Origin of the sequence: Anabaena sp. FACHB-1391 (assembly GCF_014696755.1) — a bacterium.
GTDB classification, from domain to species: domain Bacteria; phylum Cyanobacteriota; class Cyanobacteriia; order Cyanobacteriales; family Nostocaceae; genus Dolichospermum; species Dolichospermum planctonicum.
In genome coordinates this window covers 33,519-60,140 of the sequence record NZ_JACJQS010000010.1, presented here as the reverse complement: position 1 = coordinate 60,140, position 26,622 = coordinate 33,519, and the positions used below count along the sequence as shown (strand labels likewise).

Annotated in this window: 19 protein-coding genes; 16 read left to right on the top strand and 3 right to left on the bottom strand. The window is 35.8% G+C overall.

Features of this window, described 5'->3' with window-relative positions; translation table 11 throughout:
• Position 1: 1 nt before the first annotated feature.
• The 15 genes from H6F62_RS06875 (at position 2) to H6F62_RS06805 (ending at position 20,178) form a co-directional block, all read left to right on the top strand.
• Positions 2-1,321 carry a Gfo/Idh/MocA family oxidoreductase gene (locus H6F62_RS06875; protein ID WP_190371656.1) on the top strand — a complete coding sequence of 440 codons (1,320 nt, stop codon included), beginning with the start codon at positions 2-4 and terminating at the stop codon, positions 1,319-1,321.
• 228 nt (positions 1,322-1,549) lie between these two features.
• Positions 1,550-2,884 carry a DUF4910 domain-containing protein gene (locus tag H6F62_RS06870; protein ID WP_228036453.1) on the top strand — a complete coding sequence of 445 codons (1,335 nt, stop codon included), beginning with the start codon at positions 1,550-1,552 and terminating at the stop codon, positions 2,882-2,884.
• Positions 2,881-3,813, top strand: coding sequence for an NAD(P)-dependent oxidoreductase (locus H6F62_RS06865; RefSeq protein WP_137907418.1), 933 nt, complete (start codon positions 2,881-2,883; stop codon positions 3,811-3,813). Before H6F62_RS06870 ends, H6F62_RS06865 begins: the two co-directional genes overlap by 4 nt.
• 62 nt (positions 3,814-3,875) lie before the next feature.
• Positions 3,876-4,967, top strand: coding sequence for a glycosyltransferase (locus tag H6F62_RS06860; protein ID WP_137907417.1), 1,092 nt, complete (start codon positions 3,876-3,878; stop codon positions 4,965-4,967).
• Positions 4,968-5,021: 54 nt separating this feature from the next.
• A complete protein-coding gene (locus tag H6F62_RS06855; protein ID WP_137907416.1) occupies positions 5,022-7,250 on the top strand; it encodes a polysaccharide biosynthesis tyrosine autokinase in 2,229 nt (742 codons plus the stop codon).
• Positions 7,251-7,874: 624 nt separating this feature from the next.
• Positions 7,875-8,603, top strand: coding sequence for a heterocyst development glycosyltransferase HepC (hepC, locus tag H6F62_RS06850; RefSeq protein ID WP_190371655.1), 729 nt, complete (start codon positions 7,875-7,877; stop codon positions 8,601-8,603).
• A 112-nt stretch (positions 8,604-8,715) separates the two neighbouring features.
• Positions 8,716-10,560 (top strand): heterocyst formation ABC transporter subunit HepA, encoded by a 1,845-nt coding sequence (hepA, locus tag H6F62_RS06845; protein ID WP_137907414.1) that lies wholly within the window; start codon positions 8,716-8,718, stop codon positions 10,558-10,560.
• Positions 10,561-10,632: 72 nt separating this feature from the next.
• Positions 10,633-12,102 carry a glycosyltransferase gene (locus H6F62_RS06840; RefSeq protein WP_190371654.1) on the top strand — a complete coding sequence of 490 codons (1,470 nt, stop codon included), beginning with the start codon at positions 10,633-10,635 and terminating at the stop codon, positions 12,100-12,102.
• A gap of 118 nt (positions 12,103-12,220) precedes the next feature.
• Entirely contained in the window at positions 12,221-13,084 is an 864-nt protein-coding gene (locus H6F62_RS06835; RefSeq protein ID WP_137907412.1) for a hypothetical protein, read from the top strand.
• A gap of 68 nt (positions 13,085-13,152) precedes the next feature.
• Positions 13,153-14,280 carry a glycosyltransferase family 4 protein gene (locus tag H6F62_RS06830; RefSeq protein ID WP_137907411.1) on the top strand — a complete coding sequence of 376 codons (1,128 nt, stop codon included), beginning with the start codon at positions 13,153-13,155 and terminating at the stop codon, positions 14,278-14,280.
• 49 nt (positions 14,281-14,329) lie between these two features.
• The gene (locus H6F62_RS06825) at positions 14,330-15,316 is read left to right on the top strand and encodes a glycosyltransferase family 2 protein (RefSeq protein WP_137907410.1); all 987 of its coding nucleotides are present in this window, start codon (positions 14,330-14,332) and stop codon (positions 15,314-15,316) included.
• A gap of 12 nt (positions 15,317-15,328) precedes the next feature.
• A complete protein-coding gene (locus H6F62_RS06820; RefSeq protein ID WP_190371653.1) occupies positions 15,329-16,531 on the top strand; it encodes a glycosyltransferase in 1,203 nt (400 codons plus the stop codon).
• A complete protein-coding gene (locus tag H6F62_RS06815; RefSeq protein WP_190371652.1) occupies positions 16,449-17,408 on the top strand; it encodes a glycosyltransferase family 2 protein in 960 nt (319 codons plus the stop codon). Before H6F62_RS06820 ends, H6F62_RS06815 begins: the two co-directional genes overlap by 83 nt.
• 50 nt (positions 17,409-17,458) lie before the next feature.
• A complete protein-coding gene (locus H6F62_RS06810; RefSeq protein WP_190371651.1) occupies positions 17,459-18,907 on the top strand; it encodes an O-antigen ligase domain-containing protein in 1,449 nt (482 codons plus the stop codon).
• Between the two features lie 122 nt (positions 18,908-19,029).
• Positions 19,030-20,178 (top strand): glycosyltransferase family 4 protein, encoded by a 1,149-nt coding sequence (locus H6F62_RS06805; RefSeq protein ID WP_190371650.1) that lies wholly within the window; start codon positions 19,030-19,032, stop codon positions 20,176-20,178.
• Positions 20,179-20,386: 208 nt separating this feature from the next.
• Here the strand turns inward: H6F62_RS06805 and H6F62_RS06800 are convergent, their stop codons facing one another.
• The 3 genes from H6F62_RS06800 to H6F62_RS06790 form a co-directional block, all read right to left on the bottom strand.
• Complete coding sequence (locus H6F62_RS06800) at positions 20,387-21,496, bottom strand: glycosyltransferase family 4 protein (RefSeq protein ID WP_190371649.1); 1,110 nt, start codon at positions 21,494-21,496, stop codon at positions 20,387-20,389.
• 96 nt (positions 21,497-21,592) lie between these two features.
• A complete protein-coding gene (locus tag H6F62_RS06795; protein ID WP_190371648.1) occupies positions 21,593-22,375 on the bottom strand; it encodes a PIG-L deacetylase family protein in 783 nt (260 codons plus the stop codon).
• A gap of 454 nt (positions 22,376-22,829) precedes the next feature.
• Positions 22,830-25,076 carry a hypothetical protein gene (locus H6F62_RS06790; protein ID WP_137907403.1) on the bottom strand — a complete coding sequence of 749 codons (2,247 nt, stop codon included), beginning with the start codon at positions 25,074-25,076 and terminating at the stop codon, positions 22,830-22,832.
• A gap of 347 nt (positions 25,077-25,423) precedes the next feature.
• Here H6F62_RS06790 and H6F62_RS06785 point away from each other — a divergent pair, with 347 nt between their 5' ends.
• Positions 25,424-26,593, top strand: a complete 1,170-nt coding sequence (locus H6F62_RS06785; RefSeq protein ID WP_137907402.1) for a glycosyltransferase family 4 protein — start codon at positions 25,424-25,426, stop codon at positions 26,591-26,593.
• Positions 26,594-26,622: the final 29 nt, after the last annotated feature.

The following is a 26,622-nucleotide window of genomic DNA, read 5'->3' as shown; positions in this document are numbered from 1 at the left end:
TATGATTATTGTTGATAAGGCTTTACAAGCACGGGCTGCATTAGGTAAACCAGTAAAAGTGGCGATGATTGGCGCTGGTTTTATGGGTCGAGGCATTGCTAATCAAATTATCAATTCTGTGCCAGGAATGGAGTTGGTGGCTATTTCTAATCGTCACATTGATACAGCCAAACGAGCTTATTTAGAAGCAGGAATTGAAAATATCAAAATTATTGCCAATTTAGCTGATTTGGAAGATGCAATCGCTGAAAATGAATATGCCATCACCGAAGATGCTATGCTGCTATGTGAAGCAGATGGTATAGATGCAATCATTGAAGTCACCGGGACAATTGAATACGCGACTCATTTGGTCATGTCTGCGATCGCTCATCAAAAGCATATCATCTTAATGAATGCCGAACTTGATGGCACAATTGGACCCATCCTCAAAGTTCACGCAGACCGGGCTGGAGTCATCCTGAGTGCCTGTGACGGCGACCAACCAGGGGTAGAGATGAATCTCTACCGCTTTGTCAAAAGCATCGGTTTAAAGCCCCTTCTGTGTGGCAATATTAAGGGTTTACAAGACCCTTACCGCAACCCCACCACCCAAGCCGGTTTCGCCCAGCGCTGGGGTCAAAATCCCGCCATGGTGACAAGTTTTGCTGATGGTACAAAAATCTCCTTTGAGCAGGCGATCGTAGCTAATGGTACAGGGATGCAAGTAGCCAAGCGGGGGATGTTGGGATATGACTACACGGGTCACGTTGATGAAATGACTAAAATGTACGATATTGACCAACTGCAAGAATTAGGCGGTATCGTTGATTATGTCGTTGGCGCTAAACCAGGTCCGGGAGTATTTGTTTTTGCTACCCATGAAGACCCCAAACAACGTCATTATCTCAACCTGTATAAACTAGGTGAAGGACCTCTCTACAGTTTCTACACCCCCTATCACCTGTGCCATTTTGAAGTTCCCCTATCAGTAGCCCGTGCTGTCCTCTTTCATGATGCTGTACTGACACCAATCGCCGGTCCGGTGGTTGATGTTGTCACCACGGCCAAAATTGACCTCCGAGCCGGAGAAACCATTGATGGTATTGGTTATTACATGACCTATGGACAATGTGAAAATTCCCCCATTGTTCAACAACAAAACTTACTACCAATGGGTATTGCAGAAGGATGTCGCTTGAAGCGCGATATTCCTAAAGATCAGGTTCTCACTTACGATGATGTAGAATTACCTGAAGGCAGACTTTGCGATAAATTACGCGCTGAACAATCAGTTTATTTTGCTCCGGCAGCAGAAACTTTATTGGCACTAATAAAATAGTTTTAAAAAAACTATCAAAATAATTCAGAGGTTTCCTGATATTTTCATTAGACCTCTGAATTTACATATATAATTCCAGAGGCTTCTGTTGAGTCTAAAATTATTTTTTTGACTAGCTACTTTCAGCACGAAGGACAGGGAGAGAAGAAAAAATATTTAACTCAACGATTTGGATATAGAAAGATGTATTTTAGCAGGGATTATTTTCATAAATTCGTGAGGTTTTTTATGGTTCATACTCCTATTAAACAAGATAAATTAATTGATAATCAACCAATGATACAACCGGGGAATATTGGTCAAGAAATTTATCAATTGATGACTCAAATGTATCCTATTTGCCGCAGTATTACTGGTAATGGTGTTCGGGAGACTCTCCGGTTAATTCAACAGCATATTCCTTTACTAGTTCATGAAGTTCCTTCTGGTACTCAAGTATTTGATTGGACAGTACCTAAAGAATGGAATATTCGAGATGCTTATATCAAAAACTCTGAAGGTGAACGGATTATTGATTTCAAAAAATCCAATCTTCATGTTGTTAATTATAGTGTGCCTGTACATCAGAAAATTTCTTTATCTGAATTAAAAAATCACTTATTTACTCTGCCAGATTATCCAGATTGGGTTCCTTATCGCACTTCATATTATCGAGAAAGTTGGGGCTTTTGTTTAAGTCATAATCAATATCTGGGATTACGAGATGAAGAATATGAAGTTTGTATAGATTCTTCTTTAGAGCCTGGTTATCTCAGTTATGGTGAGTATTATATTCCCGGAGATACCAGTGATGAAGTGCTAATTTCTTGTCATGTTTGTCACCCTTCATTGGCAAATGATAACCTTTCTGGAATAGCGATCGCTACTTTTTTAGCTAAACATCTTAGCCAGATATCTTTAAACTATTCTTACAGATTTCTGTTTATTCCAGGGACGATTGGTTCTATTACTTGGCTGTCTTTAAATGAGGCACAAGTTCACAATATTAAACATGGTTTAGTATTAACTTGTCTTGGTGATCCAGGAAAAATTAATTATAAAAAAAGTCGCCGAGGTGATGCTGAAATTGATCGGATATTAGTTCATATTATGCAAAACGGAAAAGAAAAATATGAAATTATTGATTTTTTCCCTTATGGTTATGATGAAAGGCAATATTGTTCTCCTGGATTTAATCTCGCTGTAGGTTGCTTGATGCGATCGCCTCATGGTAGTTTTCCTGAATATCATACATCCGCCGATAATTTGTCATTTGTCCAAATTCCTGATTTAGTAGATTCTTTCTCCAAATGTTTATCGGCCATGGAGATTCTAGAAGACAATAAAACCTACTTAAATCAGAATCCTAAATGTGAACCAAGACTGGGGAAAAGAGGGTTATATCGGGCAGTGGGTGGACAAGCAGAAGAACAACTCAATGAACTAGCAATTCTTTGGGTACTAAATTTATCAGATGGTAATCATAGTTTGTTGGATATTGCTGATAAATCTGGTTTGCCATTTACAGTGATCAAACAATCAGCCGATGCCTTATTTAAACATGATTTATTGCAGTTAAAATGAACAACTTCATTTCGAGCTTATCTGAGCAAAAAATACTAATTACAGGTGCTAGTGGCTTCCTGGGAAATCATTTATGCGATCGCTTGTGTCAAATTGGTGCAGAAGTACACGCAATTTCCCGGCGAGTACAGACATCAGCAACCCCCAATTTAAACTGGTGGCAAAGCAATTTAGAAGACATAGAATCCGTAGAAAAACTGTTAATGAAAATTCAGCCAGATGTGATCTTTCATTTATCTGGTAACGTCACAGGTGCAGCGGGAGCAGAACTGGTATTACCCACTTATCACAGTTTACTCACCAGTACCGTTAACATTTTAACAGTAGCCACCAAAATAGAATGCCAACGTATCGTCCTCATCGGCTCTCTGGAAGAACCAGAATTGAGTAATCAGGAAATTATTCCCGCCTCTCCCTACGCCGCTGCTAAATGGGCTAGTAGTGCCTATGGGAGGATGTTTCATCAACTTTATCAAACACCCGTAGTCATAGCCCGGACTTTTATGACTTATGGACCTAGACAACCCGGACACAAAATTATTCCTTCAGTCATCCTGTCCTTATTAAAAAATCAGCCGCCAAAACTAGCCAGTGGTAAACGAGAAGTTGATTGGATTTACGTAGATGATGTCATTACCGGACTAATTGCTGCTGCACAGAGGCCGAACATTGAAGGTGGCACTTATGATTTAGGTTCAGGGATTCTGGTATCAATTCGCCAAGTTGTAGAAAACATCAGAGACTTATTAGGTGCGCCTGTTCAGCCTTTATTTGGCGTGTTACCAGATAGGCCAATCGAAAAAGTCACAATTGCCAATACTAGCCTCACTCAAACCAAACTTAATTGGCAACCTATCACACCTTTAGATATAGGTTTAGCACAAACAATAGATTGGTATAAAAATCAATTAATACGGAATAGGAATTAGTAATTACCAATTACCAATTACCAATTACCCATCACCCATGACCAAATTATAGGAAACCCGTTATGAAAATTGCTCTCGTCCATGATTACTTAACTCAGCGCGGTGGAGCAGAACGCGTATTTGAATTATTGTGCAAACGCTATCCCGAAGCCGACATTTTCACCTCATTATATGATGCACAAAAGAGTATTGATCTAGGGGAAAGAATTATCAATACCACATTTTTGCAGAAAATTCCTGGTGCAACCAAATATTTTCGGATGTTAGCTCCCCTGTATTTTCCAGCATTTCGGTCTTTGGATCTACAAGACTATGACTTGATTATTAGCAGTAGCACAAGTTTTGCCAAGGCAGTACGGAAAAAACCCCAAGCCAGACATATTTGTTTTTGTCATAATGTTACCCGTTTTTTATGGGATACAGAAACTTATTTACGGGAATATGGAGACTATAGATACTTTGCTCCCCTGATTGAAAAAGTATTTAAAATCATCAGAAATCTAGACCTGAAATATGCTCAAGAACCGGATCTTTACATTGCCAACTCTAGCATTGTTGCCCAGCGAATTGAAAAGATATATCACAAACAAGCCATTGTTGTTAATTATCCAATTGATACAAGCAACTTTGTTTTTTCCGATACTAAAGAGGAATATTACCTGGCATCGGCGCGGATGATAAGTTATAAACGTCTTGATATAATAGTCGAAGCTTTTAATTGGCTAGGCTGGAATTTATTAATATCAGGTGATGGACCAGAACAAGAAAAATTAAAAGCTCAGGCATTACCCAACATCCAATTTCTTGGTCATGTTAGTGATAAAGAACGTAAAGACTTATTTTCTAAAGCCAAATCAATTATTGTTGCGGCTTTAGAAGATTATGGATTAGTTCCAGTCGAGGCAAATGCTAGTGGTACACCAGTAATTGCCTATGGAGCAGGTGGAGTATTAGATACTCAAATACCAGGGAAAACAGGTGTATTTTTTCAAAGACAAACACCATGCTCTTTACAAGCAGCATTACTAGAAGCTGGAGGAATATCTTGGGATTATGAAACCATTCGTAATCATGCTGTTAGCAAGTTTTCAGAACAGTCATTTTTTGGTAAAGTTGAGCGAATTATTGATCAAGCCAGTGGTGTCTATTGTTAATTTATTTGATTGTTTAGGTGTTTGGGTAGTGTATAGTAGATAAGGATAATAAAAGTGGTTCAAACTAGTCTAAATCCAAATATAAATTCAGCCTCAGAAACCGATCCAGGTTACGGACAAATCTTTGCTGTACTGTGGCGACGATTTCCCTGGATATTATTAGTATTTTTGAGTTCTACAGCCATCGCTGGTATCATGGCCTTAAAAACAGAACCCAGCTTCAAAAGCACCATGCAATTGTTAGTAGAACCTAACTATCAAGGGAAGAAAGAAACTGATAACACCGAAAGTCAGTTTACCGATACTAACATCGAGATAGATACCGCTACTCAACTGAACTTAATGCAGAGTTCTGGACTGATTCAAAAAGCAGTTGATAAACTCAAATCTGAATATCCAGACTTAACAGTAATGGATTTAAAAAACTCTTTGGTCTTAAATCAAATCAAGACCAAAGATGATAATATTGCCACTAAAATCTTTCAAGTTGATTATAGCGATAACGATCCAGAGAAAACTAAAAAAGTTCTGAATACTATTCAGCAAGTTTATTTAGAATATAACAAACAACAGCAAAATTCACGCTTACAAAAGGGTCTACAAGTCATTAAAGATCAATTAAGAAAAGCTACCGATGAAGTAACTGTTTCCGAAGCAAATCTACAACGATTTCGCAGAAATCAGAATTTAATTGATCCAGAAACTCAGGCCAAAACCATAGAGACCACTTTAAATACTGTGCAACAGGAACGACAAGCAACTCGTTCTCAGTATGAAGAAGCTTTAGCAAAACAAAAATCTTTGCAAGCACAACTAAACCGTTCTCCACAAAATGCTCTAGTTTCTTCTCGTTTAAGTCAGTCTACCCGCTACCAAGGTTTACTCAATGAAATCCAAAAAACAGAACTAGCTTTAGCACAGGAACGCTTACGCTTCACTGAAGATACTCCCAGCGTTCAAAAATTACAAGAACAACTGCAAAGTCAAAAACAACTTTTGCAAAAAGAAGTTAGCAGAACTTTAGGACAAAGTTCTAATCCAGTCCTTAGTTCTGGAGACAATCTTTTACAACAAGGACAACTTGGAGAAATTGATCTTAATCTCACAGGTCAATTAGTAGAAACCCAAACTACCATAGTTGCATTAACAGCCCGCGACCAAACTTTAGCAGCAAAAGAAAAAGAATTACAAACGGATCTAAAGCGGTTTCCTTCTCTATTGGCTTATTACAATCGCATACTTCCCCAATTACAATTTAGCAGAGAAAGATTGGAGCAATTATTAAGATCTGAACAAAAATTACGTCAAGAACTTTCTAAAGGTGGATTTAATTGGGAAGTAGTAGAAGAACCCCAAGAAGGAGTTCAAACTGGTCCCAACATCAGACAAAACCTATTATTAGGAGCAGTAATTGGTTTAATGTTAGGAGGTATTGCTGCCTTTATTCGTGAAGCATCTGATGATTCTGTGCATACTACGGCTGAATTAGAAAAACAGGTTTCTCTCCCCTTATTAGGAACAACTCCTAAATTGCCACCTGCTAAACCCAGAGAATCAATGATCAAATTGCCATTTGGCAAACCAGAAGTTCTTGCTCCTTGGACAATTCAGGTACTACAATCTCCTCCCCGCTGGGAATCACTTGATCTCATTTACAAAAATATCGAACTACTCAATAATGTCTCTGATTTGAGATCCTTAATGGTGACATCAGCATTACCAGATAATGGTAAGTCAGCTTTGGCGTTAGGTCTAGCTATGAGTGCGGCTCGTTTGCATAAAAAGGTCTTACTTATTGATGCTAACCTCCGCGATCCTAATCTCCACAAACAACTAAATCTTCCCAATGAACAGGGACTTTCAACTTTATTAGAAAGTGAAGTTAATCTACCTAATCACATCAGTGTTCCTTACTCTGGCTCATCTTACATTGACATTTTAACCGCTGGACCAATACCGACTGATCCTGCCCATCTTTTGAGTTCTCCTCGCATGAAGCAATTGATGGCCGCATTTGAAGAAAATTATGATTTGGTACTCATAGATGCCCCTTCCGTTCTTGGTTTAGTGGATGCTATGCTCACAGCATCATCTTGTCGAAGTGTGATCATAATGGCAAGTATTGGTAAAGTGACACGCACCCAACTTAATCAAGCTACAGCGATGTTGAGTAAGTTAAATTTGATTGGAGTTGTAGCTAATGGTGTATCTTCATCTGATAGCACCTATGTCCCTTATGTAAAGCCAAAACAATTCGTTTTGCAACCAGCAATGGAAGAATAAGGCAGAATATTTGATCACTCAATTTAGTTAAATAGTTAGGACATTCTCAAACACCCCCGGACTCCAATAGGTAGTCATGGGGTTTTTGGCATTGAATAATTTCTCAACAACAATATCCTCGACTGCTCTAAGAAGTCGGGTCTCTGAAATGAGATTCAAAAATAAAATAAAAATAAAATATGAGTTTTATATATTTGATAATAATATGTTTTATGAAAACCAAATTTTGGTTAACTTTATTTAGTGACAATTAATTCATTTATCGTAGCTTAATATTTTGCCAATAAAAGTAATATCTATTTAAAGAGTGAATAAAGAAGTTGTTTATCCATGATCTATTAATCAAAGGTCTTATATTGTAGAGATCGAAAGACATATTAAAATCCTCAAACCTAAAGGAAATACGAAGTGGCGTTAATTCATAGCTATCTTAGTTAATTTTTGCTATTGATATTGACATATACAGATATTATTAGGAGAACCTATCTAGCAATGAAAGTTAAATTCACTTCAAATATTTAATATCTGCTTTTATTGTGAATAAAACGACAGAAAAACAGTAATCCTAATTTTCTGTGACTGGAGATACACTCAATCTTTTACTATTTTATCACTGACAATATTATGCCAACCTCAGTTATTTCTAATCTAAATAATAACTCTATTATACCTCAGCAGTCTGAAAATATTAGCTCCCTATCCTGCACATTAAAATGGCGCAGAGGAAAGTTATTAGTCAAAAGTTCTGGAAAATTGCCACATCCCTATTTAGCTTCACTAGAGAATCAACAATCTTTAATAGAGTGCTTAAAACATTCTCCAATTACCTTAGTGAGCATAGATCCAAAAATCGGTGATTCTTTATTAAGACTTTGGGCAGATGCTTGTCAAAAGGCTAATAAGCCCATATTTATGAGTATTCCTAGTTATCAGAAATTGCCAAAAAAAAGTAATGAATTTTTCAGATTTTTTTCAAGAATAATTGATTGGAATTTGGCGTTATTTTTACTCTTATTTATGATGCCATTTCTGATTGGAGGATTGATAATTATGCAAATATATTCCGCCAGAATTCTGCTTAATTATGAATGGTATGTTGGCGCAAATGGTCAACTTTTTCAGTCGATCAAATTTCACTCAAAGTTCAAAGATGATACCAGAAATTTCCCCTCTGGTTTATGTAAATACTTTCTGGATATTTTCTCTAATTTATTGAATGTATTGCAGGGAAAATATTGCTTAATTAACAATCATTGTTTATCTTTAGAAGATGCAGTCAAATTAAGTTTAGAAGAACAGAAAAAAGTTAAATCAACTAACCGAATTTATCAATATATGGCAGATAAAGGCTAAAATTTAAATGCCTACAGATCAGGGAAATTATCTAATTTTCTATTGGATGAATATTTCCTGTTTTGATGTTTTTCATCGTGAATTATGCACCTAATTAAAAACAAGGAAAACTATGCAGACAGCATTTATACTGTCAACGGTAAAACTCTTCCAGGCTACAAGTTTTTGGCAAAATAATCGGTTAATATTACGACAATTTAAACATTTTCGAATTGTAGCAATTTTAGCCTTAGTGTTTTCAATTTTATCTGCAAGTTTTGAAGGGTTTGGTTTAGGATTTCTATTGGTATTCTTGCAAAGTTTAACTACTCCTGGTGCTGAACCGGTAAAAACAGGAATTGAGTGGTTTGATATTTTGATTTTAGGAATTAATGGTTCAGTAAATGATCGATTATATCGAGTATCAGCTTTAATTGTGATCACAACCTGTATGCGTGCATCTTTTAACTACTTAGCACAAATTTGCATCCAGTTTAGCGAAATAAGTTTAGTAGACACGCTCCGTAAAAGAGTTTTTGAACAATTGGAGGCTCAAACTCTCAGCTATTTTAATCAGAAAAAATCTGGAGAATTAATTAATATACTCACCAATGAAATGGAGAGAATTAGACAAATTTTTGGGGGTATAGCTTTTTTAATTACTAGAATCTTCGCACTCATAGTCTATTCTGTTTCCCTGTTTATCCTTTCATGGAAACTCTCCATAGTTTCAATTTTGCTATTTAGTCTTTTGGCGGTGGCATTATCTACACTAAATAAACAAATTAGAGAACGTAGTTTTGGTATTACTACAGCTAATGATAACTTTACTTCTAGGACGCTAGAGTTTATTCAAGGTATACGCACAATTCATGCTTTTTCTACTCAAGAATTTGAGCGCAAACGGTATTATAAAGCAAGTGAAAAAATAGTTGACACTTTGAAAAGTGTTTACTGGATTTCTTTGGTAGTTAAACCTTTAGCTGAGAGTATATCTACTCTAATTCTGATTAGTATGATCATTGTGGCACTAGTCACAGGTTTAATGAAGGTTTCAGCTTTGTTGACCTTTTTCTTTGTACTATTTCGCATTATCCCTATGACTCAAGATTTGAATGGAGTTGTAGCTTTTTTAACTACCCAATCCGGAGCAGTAGAAAATATTAAGAATCTCCTGAAAACTGATGATAAAATCTACTTTCAAAATGGCACACTCAAATTTCTAGGTTTAAAAAGGTCAATTGATTTAGTATCTGTAGATTTTGATTATGGTCTTAATCAACGAGTTTTACATAATATTACTCTCTCAATTAAACAAGGTGAAATGACGGCATTAATTGGTTCATCTGGTGCCGGAAAAACTACACTTGCAGATTTAATTCCTCGTTTTCATGATGCTAGTGATGGCTATATTTATATAGATGAAGTTGATATTCGCAAATTTGAAATCAACTCTCTTCGTCGTCAGATAGCAGTTGTTAGTCAGGATACATTTATTTTCAATACTTCTGTTTGGAAAAATATTGCTTATGGTACACCAAAAGTAACAGAAACGGAAATTAAAGAAGCCGCTCGATTGGCAAATGCTCTAGAATTTATTTTAGAAATGCCGGAGGGGTTTAATACACAATTAGGAGATAGAGGTGTTCGGTTATCAGGAGGACAAAGACAAAGAATTGCTATTGCCCGGGCATTGCTGAGAAATCCAGAAATTTTGATTTTAGATGAAGCTACAAGTGCCTTAGATTCTGTTTCTGAACGTTTAATTCAAGAGTCACTAGAAAAGCTATCTGCTGGCCGCACAGTAATTGCTATTGCTCACCGTCTTTCTACTATTGCTAAGGCAAATAAAGTTGTAGTTTTAGAACAGGGACGAATAGTAGAACAGGGTAAATATCAAGAACTTTTAGCACAAAAAGGTAAACTTTGGCAATATCACCAAATGCAGTATGAAGTTAGCCATAGACATGATGATTAATATGATTATAAATCATAAATCCGGTTTTAATTACTCAAATTATCCAGGTAAATAATGTAGATAATAATAGCAATGAATAATTCTTTTTTAGGATTTCTATCCTTAACTTTTGCTAAAGTAAACAAATCTACTAATTATCAAAATAACTTGGCAGAAAAATTACAAAATCAGCCAAAACTTTTTTGTATAGCCCATTATTTACCACCTTTAAGAACGCCAATTGCCCATAGGGCTAATAAACTATTGGGAGAATTTCAAAAAACTTGGCAAATCAATGTATTAACAGCTACACAGGATGGTTATTTATCAGAAAAATCTAATATTCATTATGTAAAAAGTTGGTATCCACAAACTTTAATTACATGGCTAGGAAAACTGAGACTTGAGAAAATATTAACATTATTAATTTGGCCAGATTCAGAGATATTTTGGTTTTTACCAGCAGTATTAAAAGGCTATCAATTAATTAAAAAGCAACAACCAGATGCTATTTTTGTGATTATGATGCCCTATTCTGCAGGTTTAGTGGGAGTTGCGCTAAAATTCCTCACAAGGTTACCTTTAATAGTTAGTTTAGATGATTCACTTATTTGTACTGATATGCACCCTAAGTCTGTCAGTTGGTTACATTATCATCTCGAAATTTGGCTAGAAAACCTTTATGTTCGACAAGCAAATGCGGTAGTTTATGTTTCTCAATTCAATTTAGATGTAGTCAAAAATCGTCAGCCTGAAACGCAAAAATCAAAGTTTCATTTAATTCGTTGTGGTGCAGATCCTTTAGATTTTGCTACTCCTATTAACTCGAAAAATGATAATTCATCTTTTGAGATTATTTATACAGGTGGGATGAATGGCTGGTATGATTTCTATCATTTACCTCAAGAACAAACCTTGCTGAAAAAACTTTATCATGCTTGGTTGAAATGGGGATATTATGAACGAGCAAAAATTGATTATCGTAGTTCTAGTCCAGTTTTTGTGGGTGAAGCTATCAGAAAAGTAAATGCAGAAAACCCGGAATGGCAAAGCAAAATCAAACTCTCGATTTATGGTAATAGTTTTCCAGAATTTGTGGTTAATCGAGTTTTAGAAAATCAAAATCTAACAGATATAGTAACTGTATGTGGAGCATTACCTCACTTTCAAGCTATTCAATTAGCTAGACAAGCAGATTTATTATTAATAACTTTACCAAATCGTCCAGATGGTTCACAAGGAGGAAGAATTTCTTGTAAAACCTATGAATATTTGATGACAGATAGACCTATTTTAGCAGCAGTACCTCATGGAGAAAACTGGAATTACTTACAAGATAAACCAGGTGTTTGGTTAGTAGAACCTACGGATGTAAAAGCTATGAATGAAGTAATTTATCACATAATAACAGCTAAGTTTTCTGGCTCTCCTTTACGATTTGATCGCAGTCATTTAAAAAATGAATTAAGTTATCAAATTCTGGTGCAAGACTACTTAAAAATTTTTGACAGTATTTGCTCAACCGCAACTTTAACTAATTATTTTCATTGTAAAGTAGGTTAATTACCGTACATAAGCATCAGACAAATTCAAGGTGTAATGAAACAATATAAAAATTTCAATTGCACTCTTAAGTTTCATCTTTTAATCAAGTATTCTGTTTATTTTTTGGATAAAAACAATGGTAAATATAGGCTATCATTCTGCAAAATTTCAAGCAAAAATTCATCGTTTTTTATATAATAAAGCCATTAATAATATTGTCAATTTTCCACTGACTCCAGAGAAAAAAGCCAATATAGATGTCTATGCTTTTTCTTGTGAACGGGATTTCGCTATTCAAGTAGCAAATATTAGGTCATTTATTCGTTATGTTGGTATTCCTAACAAATTTATTGTCATTTCTGATGGTAGCTATTCGTCATCTTCTCGTAATATTTTACGCCGAATAAATTCCTGTGTTGATGTTATTGAATGGAAAGATTTAGTAATAGGTGATATACCTAAACCTATTTCAAATTACGTAGTAAATTATCCTCATCGTGCGATTATGGCATTTTGGAGAAGATTGGCTGTATTAACTTCAATTTCTATTGATAAACCTACAATTTACACTGATGCTGATATTCTCTTTTTTCCCGGTGCTGAGGAACTTGTAAATTTATGTGATTCAGATGATAGTTATTCTTGGTATTTACCTGATTGTTTACCGTCATTAGATGAACGGATAATATTACATAATCATGAAAAATTAAATCCAGTAAATGCAGGGTTTTTTATACTAAAACAGCAAATAAATTGGGTAAGTTCTTTAGAGCGTGTTACTGAATTTGTAGATGTACCTGTTTATTTTACAGAACAAACTGTAGTGCATTTAGCTATGCACAATAATCAGGCAAAGCCTCTGGATAAAACCAAGTTTATTTTAAGTGTTGATGACCAATTTCAGTATTTAGAAAAGTTCGATAAAAGGAAAATTGCTTTGAGACACTATGTTAATGATGTCAGACATAAGTTTTGGTTGAATTTAGATATTTCTGGCTGAATTTGACTATAAAATTAAGTTCCCGTTAACTGTTATAGCTAATAACCAATAAGATCAAGAAGTTGAATATGAATCATGCAATAGTTTCTCAACAGAAAATATATCAATGTTCTGCTGCTAATATTAAAGGTGGTGGTGGATTAGAAACTTATATAGCTTCTTTGGTAAATTCGGAAATCTTAGGAGTGAGTAATCACCATATTAATTCTTTCCAAAATTTAGACCAAGGACAATGTAAATTACTCCACCTTCATGATCCAGAATTTTTAGCAGAATTGCGGGGAGAATGCCCGGCGATATTTACACTTCATAATCATTGTAGTTACTGTCCTAGTGGCACAAAATATTTAGCAAATCGTCAACAGAAATGCGATCGCAATATGCACCCCCTTGGCTGTACTTGGGGACATTTAGTAGATGGTTGTGGTAGTCGTAGACCGGAAAAAATATGGCAAAATTGGCGGAGTAGTTACGATTTTCTCAGCAATGCTAAAAAAATCAATATTCCTATAATTGCTAATAGTAATTATGTGCGGGAGCAAATTATTAATAATGGTTTATCACCTCATCGGGTAATTACACTTCACTGTGGTGTAAAACAACCTAAATATCCCACGACATCTTTAACTCAAGAAATTCATCAAAATCAGCGAATTTTGTTTGTTGGTCGCATTGTTCCCGATAAAGGAATTGAATGGTTACTCAAAGCTTTAGCAAAGACTAACCCCAATATTCATCTTGATATTGCTGGTGAAGGTTGGATTAAATCTAAGATGGAACAATTAGCTAAAAAAATAGGTTTGAATAGGCGTATTACCTGGCATGGTTGGTGTAATAAAGACAAATTAAAAACACTTTATCAACAGTGTTTAGCTGTAGTTTTTCCCAGTCTTTGGCCTGAACCCGCTGGTCTAGTAACTCTAGAAGCCTATGCCCATTATCGTCCCATAATTGCCAGTTCAATTGGTGGTATTCCCGAATATGTACAAAATAGTAAAACAGGTATTTTAATTACACCTAATCATATTCAAAATCTCGCAGATGCCATCAACGAATTAGCAACAAACTATCACAAAAGCCGATTAATGGGTGAAGAAGGTCAACAATGGTTTCAGCAAGAATTTTCTCTTGATCTTCACATTCACAAATTAGAAAAAATCTACTCACAAACTATTACTGAATTTAAACATCCCTAACTTCTTTAAGAAGTTGGGGATATCAATTAAAAATCAAGGAATTGCAATCATGTTTATTAATTCTCAACTCACACAACCCCTAGTTAGCGTTATTATCCCTACCTATAATCGCCCAGAATACTTGAAACAAGCAATTAATAGTGCAGTTCAACAAACTTATGAAAATATTGAAATTATAGTTTGTGATAATTGTAGTTCAGAAAATCCTGCATCTTTAATAGAATCATTTAACGATTCACGCATTAAATTTCACCGACACCCAGAAAATATTGGGATGTTAGCTAATCAACTTCATGCTTTTAAAATGGCACAAGGTAAATATATTGCCAGTCTCCATGATGATGATATGTGGAATGAAGATTTTTTAGTCAAACTTGTACCCCCTTTAGAAGCAAATCCTGATTTAATTCTCGCTTTTTGCGACCAATATATTATTGACGCTCAAGGACAAATTAATTATTCTGGAACTGAGGAAAATTCACGGGGATTTAAGCGAGATAAAATCACCCCAGGAATTCATCAAAATTTCTACAAAATTGGCCTAATTGATAAAAGTATATCTACCGCTGCGGCTGCTGTAATTCGTAATAGTTTAATTAATTGGGAGATGATTCCACCAGAAGTTGGAGGAATGTGGGATCTATATTTAACATATCTTTGTTGTATATCTGGCCATGGAGTCTACTATCAACCAGAAAGATTAACACGATATCGCGCCCATGAACAAACTGATACTATGCTCAGTGGAAAACGTAACGTTCAAGCAAAAATTCGTAAAGGTAAAAGTGAAATCTTCTGTTATCAAGTCTTTATGGAGGATGAACGTTTAAAGGAATTTAATTCCCACTTTAGAAAAAAATGGTTAGCAGCTAATACAACTCTAGGAATTGGCTTATTACGAGATCAAAAAATCCTAGATGCTCGCCGTTATTTTTGGCAGACTTTAAGTGAACAAAAATTTAATTTGCGAACTTTAGCTGCCCTGATTATCAGTTTTATTCCCCCCAATTTAACAAATAAAATCTTGAATGTTTAAGAGAGGTAATAAGTGAAACTTTGTATTGTTACCCACAAAATCAAAAAAGGTGATGGTCAAGGACGAGTTAATTATGAAGTAGCTCAAGAAGCAATTCGTCGGGGTTATCAATTAACATTATTAGCCAGTGAAGTTGCCCCTGAATTATTAGAAAATCGTGCAGTTAGTTGGATTTCTATCCCAGTGGAAGGTTATCCTAGCGAATTTATCCGCAATTTCATTTTTGCGAAAAAAAGTGCAGCTTGGTTGGATAAAAATCGAGGTAATTTGGATTTAATTAAAGTCAATGGTGCAATTACTATGAGTGCAGCTGATGTAAATGCTGTGCATTTTGTTCATAGTTCATGGTGGCGATCGCCTGTGCATATTTCTCGCAGTCGTAAAGATTTTTACGGTTTATATCAATGGTTATTTACCGCCGCTAATTCCTATTGGGAAAAACAAGCTTTTTCTCAGGCTAAAAGTATTATTGCTGTTTCCGAAAAAGTAGCGGAAGAATTGGTTAGCATTGGTGTACCTCGCCAAAAAATTCGGGTAATTGTCAATGGTGTAGACTTACAAGAATTTACTCCTGGTGTTACTTCTCGTAGCCTATTAGGTTTACCGGAAAATGTTAATTTGGCATTATTTGCCGGAGATATTCGCACACCGAGAAAAAATTTAGATACGGTATTAAAAGCTTTAAAAAAAGTTGCTGATTTACATTTAGCTGTAGTTGGCAATACAAAAGGAAGTCCGTTTTTAGAATTGGCAAATAATTTAGGTATCAGTGAACGAGTACATTTTTTGGGATATCGTCGAGATATTGCCCAAATTATGCAAGCAGCAGATTTTTTTGTATTTCCTTCCCGTTACGAAGCTTGCACCCTTGTACTACTAGAAGCATTGGCTTCTGGCTTACCTGTGATTACAGCCACCGCTACAGGGGGTGCAGAATTAGTCACAGCAGAAGCAGGAATTGTCTTGCCAGAAACCGATCACATTGATAGTTTAGCAGCTAGTTTATCTATATTAGCCAGCGATCGCCCACTCCGTCAACAAATGGCACAAGCCGCCCGCGTCCTAGCGGAAAAACATAGTTGGACAAATATGGCACAAAACTATCTCAATATATTTGCGGAATTAACCAACCATGAGAAACACAGTTCTCATCCCCACCTATCGCCGTCCTCAAGACCTGTACCGCTGTCTGAAAGCCCTAGAACAGCAAACTAAACCAGTTGATCAGGCCATCGTCGTCATCAGGGATACAGACACAGAAACTCAGCAGTTTCTTAACCAACAGCACCACCATCTACCCCTAGAAACCGTTACCGTCAGTCAGCCGGGAGTAGTGGCCGCCCTTAACACTGGACTAGTCAAAGTCAACGGTGACATTCTTTCCATCACCGACGATGACGCGGCCCCCCATTCCGACTGGTTGGTTAAAATTAATACCCATTTCTTGGCTGATCCTCACATTGGCGGAGTTGGTGGCCGTGATTGGATTTATCAAGGGGGAAAACTAGAAGACAAGTACCAACCAGTTGTTGGTAAATTGCAATGGTTTGGGCGCGTTATAGGCAATCATCATTTAGGAATTGGCGCACCCCGTGAAGTTGATATTCTTAAAGGTGTGAATATGAGCTTCCGCACCCAAGCTATTGGAAAATTACGCTTTGACGAAAGAATGAAAGGCACTGGCGCACAAGTGCATTTTGAAATGTCCTTTACTCTGACCTTAAAACGAGCAGGTTGGAAAATGATTTATGATCCCAGTATTGCTGTAGATCACTATCCAGCCCAACGTTTTGATGAAGATCAACGGCACAACTTCAACGACATTGCATTAATTAACCTAGTCCATAATGAAACCCTAGTTTTATTAGAACATCTTTCTCCTTTGCGTCGGATTGTATTTTTATTTTGGTCAGTTTTAGTAGGTACAAGGGAAAGTTTAGGAATATGTCAATGGCTGCGACTTTTTCCCAAACAAGGACAACTTGCTACCAAAAAATTGCAAGCATCCTTAAAAGGAAGATGGTTAGGATATCAACATTATAGAATTGAATTGGCAAAATTTAACCTTGATAAACACCATTTTGGCTATTAATTAAAAACTGCCAACATCCAAATTTTTATTCATACAAAATCGAGATCAAAGTGATTTCCAAACCGATACTTTTTAATAGTTTTTTACGACAAAACTTCTATCCTCAAGAACGAACAGCACAGGCTTGGATAGTCATTCTTGGCTTCCTATTTTTAATCACAGCTAATTATTTTATTAGTGCTGGCCTATTGCGTCTAATTTTTCCGGTAACAGCTTTCTTAGTGGCTGTATTTTTGTATTTGCGCCATTCCCTACTTTACATTGGCTTCACTTGGTGGATCTGGTTTCTTTCACCTTTGCTGACTCGTTTAGTTGACTATCGTGTTGGCTGGGACCCTACCCGTCAAATGCTCATAGCACCTTATTTAGTAGTATTTGTCACCATAGCCACGTTTTTAAAATATCTTCCTAGCGCAGTTCGTAAAGGTGGTTTACCTTTTATTTTGGGTTTTATTGGAGTATTCTATGCTTTTTTGATCGGTCTAGTTTACAATCAACCAATTCCAGTAATCCGGGGTTTTCTAGACTGGATGAGTCCCATTCTTTTCGCTTTTCACTTATTTATCAACTGGCGAGATTATCCCAGCTATAAACAAAATATTCAGCGTGTATTTCTCTGGTGTGTTTTGCTGATAGGAACTTACGGTATATATCAATTTGTCGTAGCACCGGAGTGGGATCGCTTTTGGCTAATAGAATCAAAACTTTTTACTAGTTCTGGAAATCCTGTCCCTTTTGGGATGCGTGTCTGGAGTACACTGCATTCAGTAGGTCCATTTGGTGCCGTTATGCAAGCAGGTTTGTTATTATTATTCACCAGTTCAGGTCCGTTAATTTTTCCCGCTTCAGCCGTGGGCTATTTATCGTTTTTGCTATCACAAGCTAGGACTAATTGGGGCGGTTGGTTACTGGGGATAATTATGATTATGGGTTCTGTAAAAGCTAAAATTCAAATGCGATTAATTACAATCATTTTAGTAATGTCCATCTGTGTTCTCCCCTTGCTAACTATAGAACCAATTGCTAAAGTTGTAAATTCTCGATTAGAAACTTTTGCTAATTTGCAACAAGATGGCAGTTTAAAAGATAGATCAGGCAGTTATGAGAGGAATCTTGGTTTAGCGTTAACTAATAGTTTCGGTAATGGTTTAGGAAATATCTGGAAAGTCAACGAAAAAACCGGACAAATAGAAGTAGTTGTCATTGATAGTGGCATTTTAGATATGTTTTTTACCCTGGGGTGGTTGGGGGCTATTCCTTATATGGGCGGATTAATCTTAATGATTATTACTGTTAGCCAATATACGGAAGCGCGGTTTGATAGTTTTGTTAGTGCCGCTCGGGCTATTGCTATTAGTTCTTGTTCACAACTAATTATTGGTAGTGGAATGTTGAGTGTTTCCGGGATGATTTTGTGGGGATTTTTTGCCATCTGTATGGCCGCACATAAGTATTATCAAAATCCTCAAAATTCTCCAGACATGGGACTCAAAACTTAAATAAAAGACAAGATTATCTAACTGGAAAAAATCTTGTGAATCATTCGCGTTTATCTGTGGTTAAAAAATCCACCCAGGATTTTTGCCAGAAATATTAACGATCAGCCGCTCAGGTGTAAATTATGAAAGTTATGATTATCATGCCATTAGCCGAACAGCGAGGCGGTGGTGAAATGATGTTTTTGGATTTAATGCAACAAGGACGTAATGCCAATGTAGACTGGTTGGCAATATTTTTAGAAGACGGACCAATGGTAGAGCAGGTAAGAAACCTGGGTATTGATACGCGAGTTGTGATTAGTGGCCGTTTGCGTCAAATTCACCGATTTATGACTACTATTTTGCGCATAGCAGCGATCGCTCGTCAAGAAAGTGTAGATGCGATCGTTAGCTGGATGTGGATTACCCATATTTCCGGTGGTTTAGCGGCAATGTTAGCCGGTTTACCAGCTATTTGGTATCAATTAGAAGTTCCTGATGCTCGAACTTGGTTAGTACGGTTAGCAACTTTCATACCAGCCCAAGCAATTGTTACACTCTCAAAAGATGGTCAAAAAGCACAAGCACGGATTTGGCCTCACAGACCAACTCCCCTAGTCTATCCTGGAGTAGCCCTAGAGCGATTTGATCCTGCTATTTTGCCTTCTCCCGCAGAAGCCAGAAAAAAACTGGGTTTACCCTTAAATGTCCCTTTAATCGGCATTGTCGGACGCTTGCAACGCTGGAAAGGAATGCACGTACTAGTAGCAGCAATGCCCAAAGTATTAGCGAAATATCCTGATGCCCATTGTGTCGTAGTTGGTGGTAAACATGATCTGGAACCGGATTATCAGGAATTTTTAAATCAACAAATCACTGATCTAAAATTAGGTGATAGAGTAATTATGGCTGGGTTACAGCGCAATGTGCCAGAATGGGTGCAAGCAATGGATGTATTTGTCCATGCTTCTGATCAAGAACCCTTTGGAATTGTGATTATTGAAGCAATGGCATTAGGTAAACCCGTCATCGCTGGTAATGCTGGTGGTCCAACGGAAATTATCACTGACGGGGTAAATGGACTGTTAACAGCTTACGACGATGCAGAAGCCCTAACAGAAGCCATTCTTCGCTATCTTGACGACCAGGAATTTGCCCAATCTGCGGGAATAGCAGCAAGACAACGCGCTATTCAATTCTCTACACAGCGTTATGCCCAAAACTTTATTAAAACTATAGGCTCTATAATGCCTAATATTGTCACAGAAACTACAAAAAGACTCCCCCTGTAAGGGAGAAATATTTCCTTTTTGAACAATAAGATCTCCGACCTCTTTAAGAAGTCGGGGATCTGAGTCTTGATCAGAAGATTGGCTCAAAACCCTCATTCCGAAAGACTATGGTTTTCCCCGCTATTTTATTTTTTAAAATTCTTGCAAAAACTCCTAAAAGATATGAAAGATATAATTATTTTCCCTGATTTTCCTTCTCCTTTGCTATTTATTTACCAGTTACTAATTCTCTGATTTCCATAACTTCAATTACATTGGATTTTCTCATTAATTCCCGATATACAGCTAGTGTTTCTTCATTGACTCGCGCTGCATGAAATCTTTGTAGATTTTGTTGAGCGCGGAATTTCCACTTATTTAAGAGTTGGCGATCGCTCAGTAATTGTGTCAAAGTATTAGTTAAGGTGTCAATATCTTTAGGTGGGATTAAAATCCCAGCCTGACCATGATCTAAAGTTTCAGGAATCCCATCTACATTACTAGCTATAATTGCACAACCAGCTTCCCGTGCCTCCGTCAAAACTAAACCAAAAGATTCACAATGGGAAGCCAAAACAAAAATATCTGTGGCTAACATATAACGTTGTGGTTCTGGTTGGAATCCTTCAAAATGAATGCGATTATTTAAAGTTGTATTTTTCACCATAGCCTCAAACACAGGACGATCAGGTCCATCTCCTACTAAATATAAATGTGCTTCGGGAAAATCTGTGGCAATGATTTTAAATGCCTCAATTAATTCAGAAATACCTTTACGGTTATACATCCCAGCGACAGTAGTTATAGATGGATATTCCATTGCTACTGGTTGATAATCTTGAAGTTTTTTATGCCGAGGACTTCCTAAAGTACCGTTGCTAACCACTCGCAATTTTTCAGATGGAATACCGCGTCGAATCATTGAATTAGCCACTGCATTACTAACTGCAATTACCTGATCTGCTAATCCCATAAGTACAGCACTATGTTGAAATTCATTATGAACCGTAGACACTAAATGATATTCTCGATTTTTTCTAAAAATTCCCGCTAAGATAACTCCTGTCATCATGTGAACATGAACAATATCTGGTTGAAAATCATTAATTATTCGGCGATAATTCCAAGTAGCTTGAATCAGATTTAATGGTTTCCGAGACTGATTTAAGTGAAAATGTTTAACACCATAATCTGCTAATAATGTTTCATATTCTCCCCCAGCAGAAGCTACAGCAACATCCAAACCACTTTGTGCTTGTAAACAAGCTAAGTCTACGGCTACATTGACAATACCATTGCCGATTTTTTGCAGATGACTAGTAATATGTAAAATCCGCATTTAACTCTTCTCCAATGTAATGATTTACGGTTAATTTAATATGCACAGAAGTAACTGTTAGTAGAGTGCATCAGATATTAAATCCTAAGATAAATACTAGGATTCAGATTTAAAAAATATTTCTTCCGAATTTAAAAATCTCTTGATAAATCCATAGGGTAACATCCCAATTTGGGAAGGATAAGCAGCAATAGCCCTTTGTTTTTTCTCTTTTACTGATGTAATTGAAAAGCGATAAGCGGCAGCAATATATTGTAATTTTAACAGAATAAATAATGGCGATCGCCAGAATATCCAAATAGGATATTGGAAGATTTCTGTTGTCATTCCAGCTTGGTTAATTGCCTCTTTTACTAAGCTATAAGTAGCTTCATGATCTCGATGACAATCTTTACGATGAGGTAGATAAACTTCTCCTGGTTGGTAAACCTTTAGTAATTCAGAAATTTGACTAATTATCTGTTGTTTTACCTCTAAATTGAGCGTTGATAAACTGCCATCTTGGTAGTTAAAAAAATGAATTTCTGAACTATTTACTCCCAAAATACTTAACGCTGTCAAAGATTCTTGTTGACGAATATGGATAAGATTTTGAATATCTAGATTTACACCGTGAGAACCTCTACCATCAGTTAAAAAAGCTATAGCTACTGGTATTCCCTGTTCCTTTTTCCGTGCAATCATACCTCCACAACCAAAGGTTTCATCATCTTGATGAGGAGCAAAAACCATTGCTGATTTTTCGGAAAATTTTAAAGGCTGACTTCCCCAATTTAAAATCCACCATGAAACTAAACTGCAATGAATATATTGCATCTGATTTAGCAGTTTATTAGGGATAATTTTTTCTAAAGAGGTTAATACTTTATTTCTGTTCATAATTCTCAGTTTAATTCAAAACAACATTCAATTTGTTCACAAATACTTATGATAACCATTGATTATTATCATCAATAAGTTTGTACTAATAACTATTATTATGTATTATGATAATTAACTTCTAGGAGACTTATTTATTTTTTTGATTAAATTATCATGAAAATATAAAGTTAATAAAAAGATACCAATAAGTTTTTGCACAATATTTGCCATGGATTTTATTTTCATGAATAATATCATTTCCGCCCAATCACTTACGATATAGTTCATGATTGTATTGCCTTTTCCCAATTACCAATTACCCATTACCAGCCTCAACAGATATGATAACTGTTCAACCGGACATGATATAATCAATTTATCAAAAGTTAAAACACTAACATAAATTCAGATTCCCGAATTCTTAGAGAAGTCGGGGATATTGTCACTTATTCAAGAAAATAAACGCTATATATCATAAGTTTAATTGGTAAACAAGCACCTTTCCTTGCCAATTTTCCTCCACAAACACGAGATATTGACCATTAGCACGACGAAAAGCGCGGATACCGTAGGGAATATCAACCCAGCCACTTTTATTACCAACTTCTGGACCTGGACTCATCTTTTGTACAAGTTCCCCAGTTGCAGCTTTATAAACATATACTTCTGCGGTTTTGACCGTTACTGCAAAGACATAATCACCAGCTATACTCATAGCTGCGGTCGAGACTTTTCGCTGACCAGTAGTATCATAAGGAACTACAGTTCGCCATTTTGGGGTAGGATTTCCCCGACTCCAATTATCAAAGCGCACAATTTCCGATCCTACTACTCCAGTGTCGTCACCAAATGCAGGATGTTCAATAGTAAAACCTGATAAATACATAGTATCTGTTTCGGGAAAATACTCAATTCTTCGCAAATCATTAAAGATACTAGGAGTCTTAATTTTTTGCATCGAACTATAGGTATAAATCGGGTTTCCCTTAGTATCTATTCCCTGTAAAGGATAACGACGAATACCATCTTGAGTTCGCAAAGTTTTCCAAACATCACCTTTACTATCTACCCACCAACCTCCCATATAAGGATAGTCTTCGCTACTATCATACTCATTTTTTTCAAATGCACCATTGCCATTAATATCACGCCAAATCCACTCTCCTTTTTCTGGTTGATAGGGTGGCCAATTTCCAGTAATAGATTTACCTCCATTATTAGTACCAACAAACATTCCCGCAGGAATAGCAATTTTCCCATCTGTATTGGGTTGAAAACGATAAATTTGTAAAAAACTGCCGAACATATTTGTCAGGAATAAAAAAGGTTTTCCTTGAATACGACGCACAAAAGTACCATCTGGTGATGTATGTAAACGGGGATCTTGAGAATATTTAAAAGGATTAACGGTGTAAGCTTTATAAGTCCATTGTTGACCAGATGGCTTACTATAATCCATGACATATTGTTCTTGTTTAGTAAATAGATTAACACCATCTGTTTGTGGATCAGTATCTGCATTATCTACAAATATTAATCCTAGTAATTGCCATTGTATTTGTCCTGATGGAGAGAATTTTCTTAAATCTGTTCCTGATTTATTAAAACCATTATTATTTATATAAAAATTGCCTTTACTATCTGTACCAACTCCCGTAATTCCATATAGTTTTGATGTTTTTACCTCTCCTGGTACACCACTAAAAATACCTTTTTTATCGCCAAAACTATCTACACGAACTGGTTCATTATTGATATTATAAATCAGTAATTGTTGATTAATGCCATTTTCTGCTATTAACAATCTACCACGATTATCAATCGCTAATGCTGATGGTTTATCAATATCTATAATTTCTTGGGGTAATTTCTTGCCTGTTTGCGAATAATTAACAATTTTTCCAGATGTCCCACTGTTTTGATTTTCAATAATCCATAAACTGCCCTTTTTATCAACTGCGATATCTCCTGGATTAGTTACAGTAAATCTATTTAATTCTTCCATGGTTTCAGTATTATAAACCAGAACCGTATTCTCACCAGCATTGCTAACAAATAGTTTATTATCTACCGTCGCTAGTCCAGTTACTTGATTGCTTTTGCTGGTAATTAACATACTTTTATCCCAGCCATTTCCTTTTGCAAAAGGTGCAGGTTTTCCTTTGAAATCATAACGTCTCACACAGTACCAAATTTGATCTTTGGGAGGATAATCTTCTTTGGTTTGATCCATTCCCCCTTGAGACATAGCAATATAAATATATTTGTTATCTACTGTTATCGCTTTACCTCCTAAACGATTCCAACCATGTGTATCTTCGAGATTTAAAATTGGTTTACCATCTTTATAAATTCCTGCTTCGCTACCAGCTTCATCCCAATAGCTATTGGTATAAATAGTCCCATCATCTTTGACATACATTCCCTCAATATTATTTTGTACTCGCAATTTACCATTACCAATGGTATTTCCTAACCAGGAAGTTGTATAAGTGATTTCCGAAATTTTAGATGTTTTATTTTTTAACTGAATTTTAGTATTGGCCGTATTTCCTAAATCCATTATCATTCCTATGAACGTCACTATTAGTCCACAGGTTAGACCAAGAAAAATGTTAAATATAATTTTTTTTCGCCAATATCTACTCTGAAATAAACTATTAATATATTCGTTAATTTTGTGGTGAATTTTACTAAGCTGAAATAATTTATTGTTCATAGCAATTTTTTGATTATCAGTTAATCAACCATTAAAAATGTTTCAAAACCCAGAGTAATCTGCTTGAAAAACTTCTAATTTACATTTCTTACTCATAAACTAACAAATAAATATGAATCTGTATATTATTTTATCGAAACTTCATCAAATCAATAAAATATACTTTAAAAATAACTACATTATACTCAATACAGGAATACTCTTACTCTCTTGGGTAAGTCCTGGAATACTCTAAATATATTTTTTTGATATATTTTGCTTATAGAAATAAAATATTTTTCAGATTTAAGCTGATTTTAATTTCCAGCTTTGTATGAGAAGATAATACTGAAAAAATGATCTTGGTAATGGAACGTAAAGATACAAAATCCCATACACAATCTGCGGCGATTTTGACCTTGGGTACGGGTTGGTTTCCTAAAACACCCGGAGGATTGGAACGATATATTTATGAATTAACTCATAAATTAGCAGCACAGAAAGATGAAATAGAATTGTGTGGAGTTGGTTTACCAGCAGATGCAAAAAATACACAAATTAAGTTAACTAATTTAGCTAATCCAGATAGTAAAATTAGTTCTAGACTATTCTCAATTCGTCATAACTTTAAAAAAACAAGATTAGGTAAACCTGACGCAATTAATCTCCATTTTGCATTATACAGTTTTCCAATTTTAGACATCTTACCCAAGGGAATACCTGTTACCTTTAACTTTCATGGTCCTTGGGCTTCCGAAAGTCAAGAAGAAGTAACTAATAAAAAATTTAGTATTTGGCTAAAACAAAAATTAATAGAACAAAGCACTTATAATCGGTGCGATCGCTTTATTGTTCTTAGTAAAGCTTTTGGCCAGATATTACATCAAAAATATCAAATTCCCTGGCAAAAAATTCACATCATTCCTGGTGGAGTTGATATTGACCACTTTCAGAATAATCTATCACGTCAAGAAGCAAGAATAAAACTAGGTTGGCCAAGCAACAGACCAATATTATTTACTTCCCGTCGCTTAGTTCATAGAATGGGTATTGATAAATTATTAGCAGCAATTGCTATGATTAAAATACAAGTCCCTGACATTTGGTTAGCAATAGCTGGCCGTGGTCATATTCAGGCTTTACTTCAACAAAAAACTCAAGCATTAGGTTTAGAAAATCATGTAAAATTCTTGGGTTTTTTACCTGATGAACATTTACCTCTAGCTTATCAATCCGCTGATTTAACTATAATGCCTAGTCAATCTTTTGAGGGGTTTGGATTAGCTATTCTTGAATCTTTAGCTTGTGGTACTCCGGTTTTATGTACCCCCGTGGGCGGAATGCCAGAAATTTTACAAGGCTTTTCTCCAGGTTTAATTACTGAATCAATCACCGTAGAAAGTATCGCTGATAAGTTAACACAAATTATGTTAGCTAAACTTCCTCTACCTTCTAGGGAGGAATGTCGTAATTACACAATTAAACATTATAATTGGACGAATATCGCTCAAGAAGTTCGTCAAGTTCTCTTAGCTTAAATTGATTATAGAAATTCCATGAAAATTGT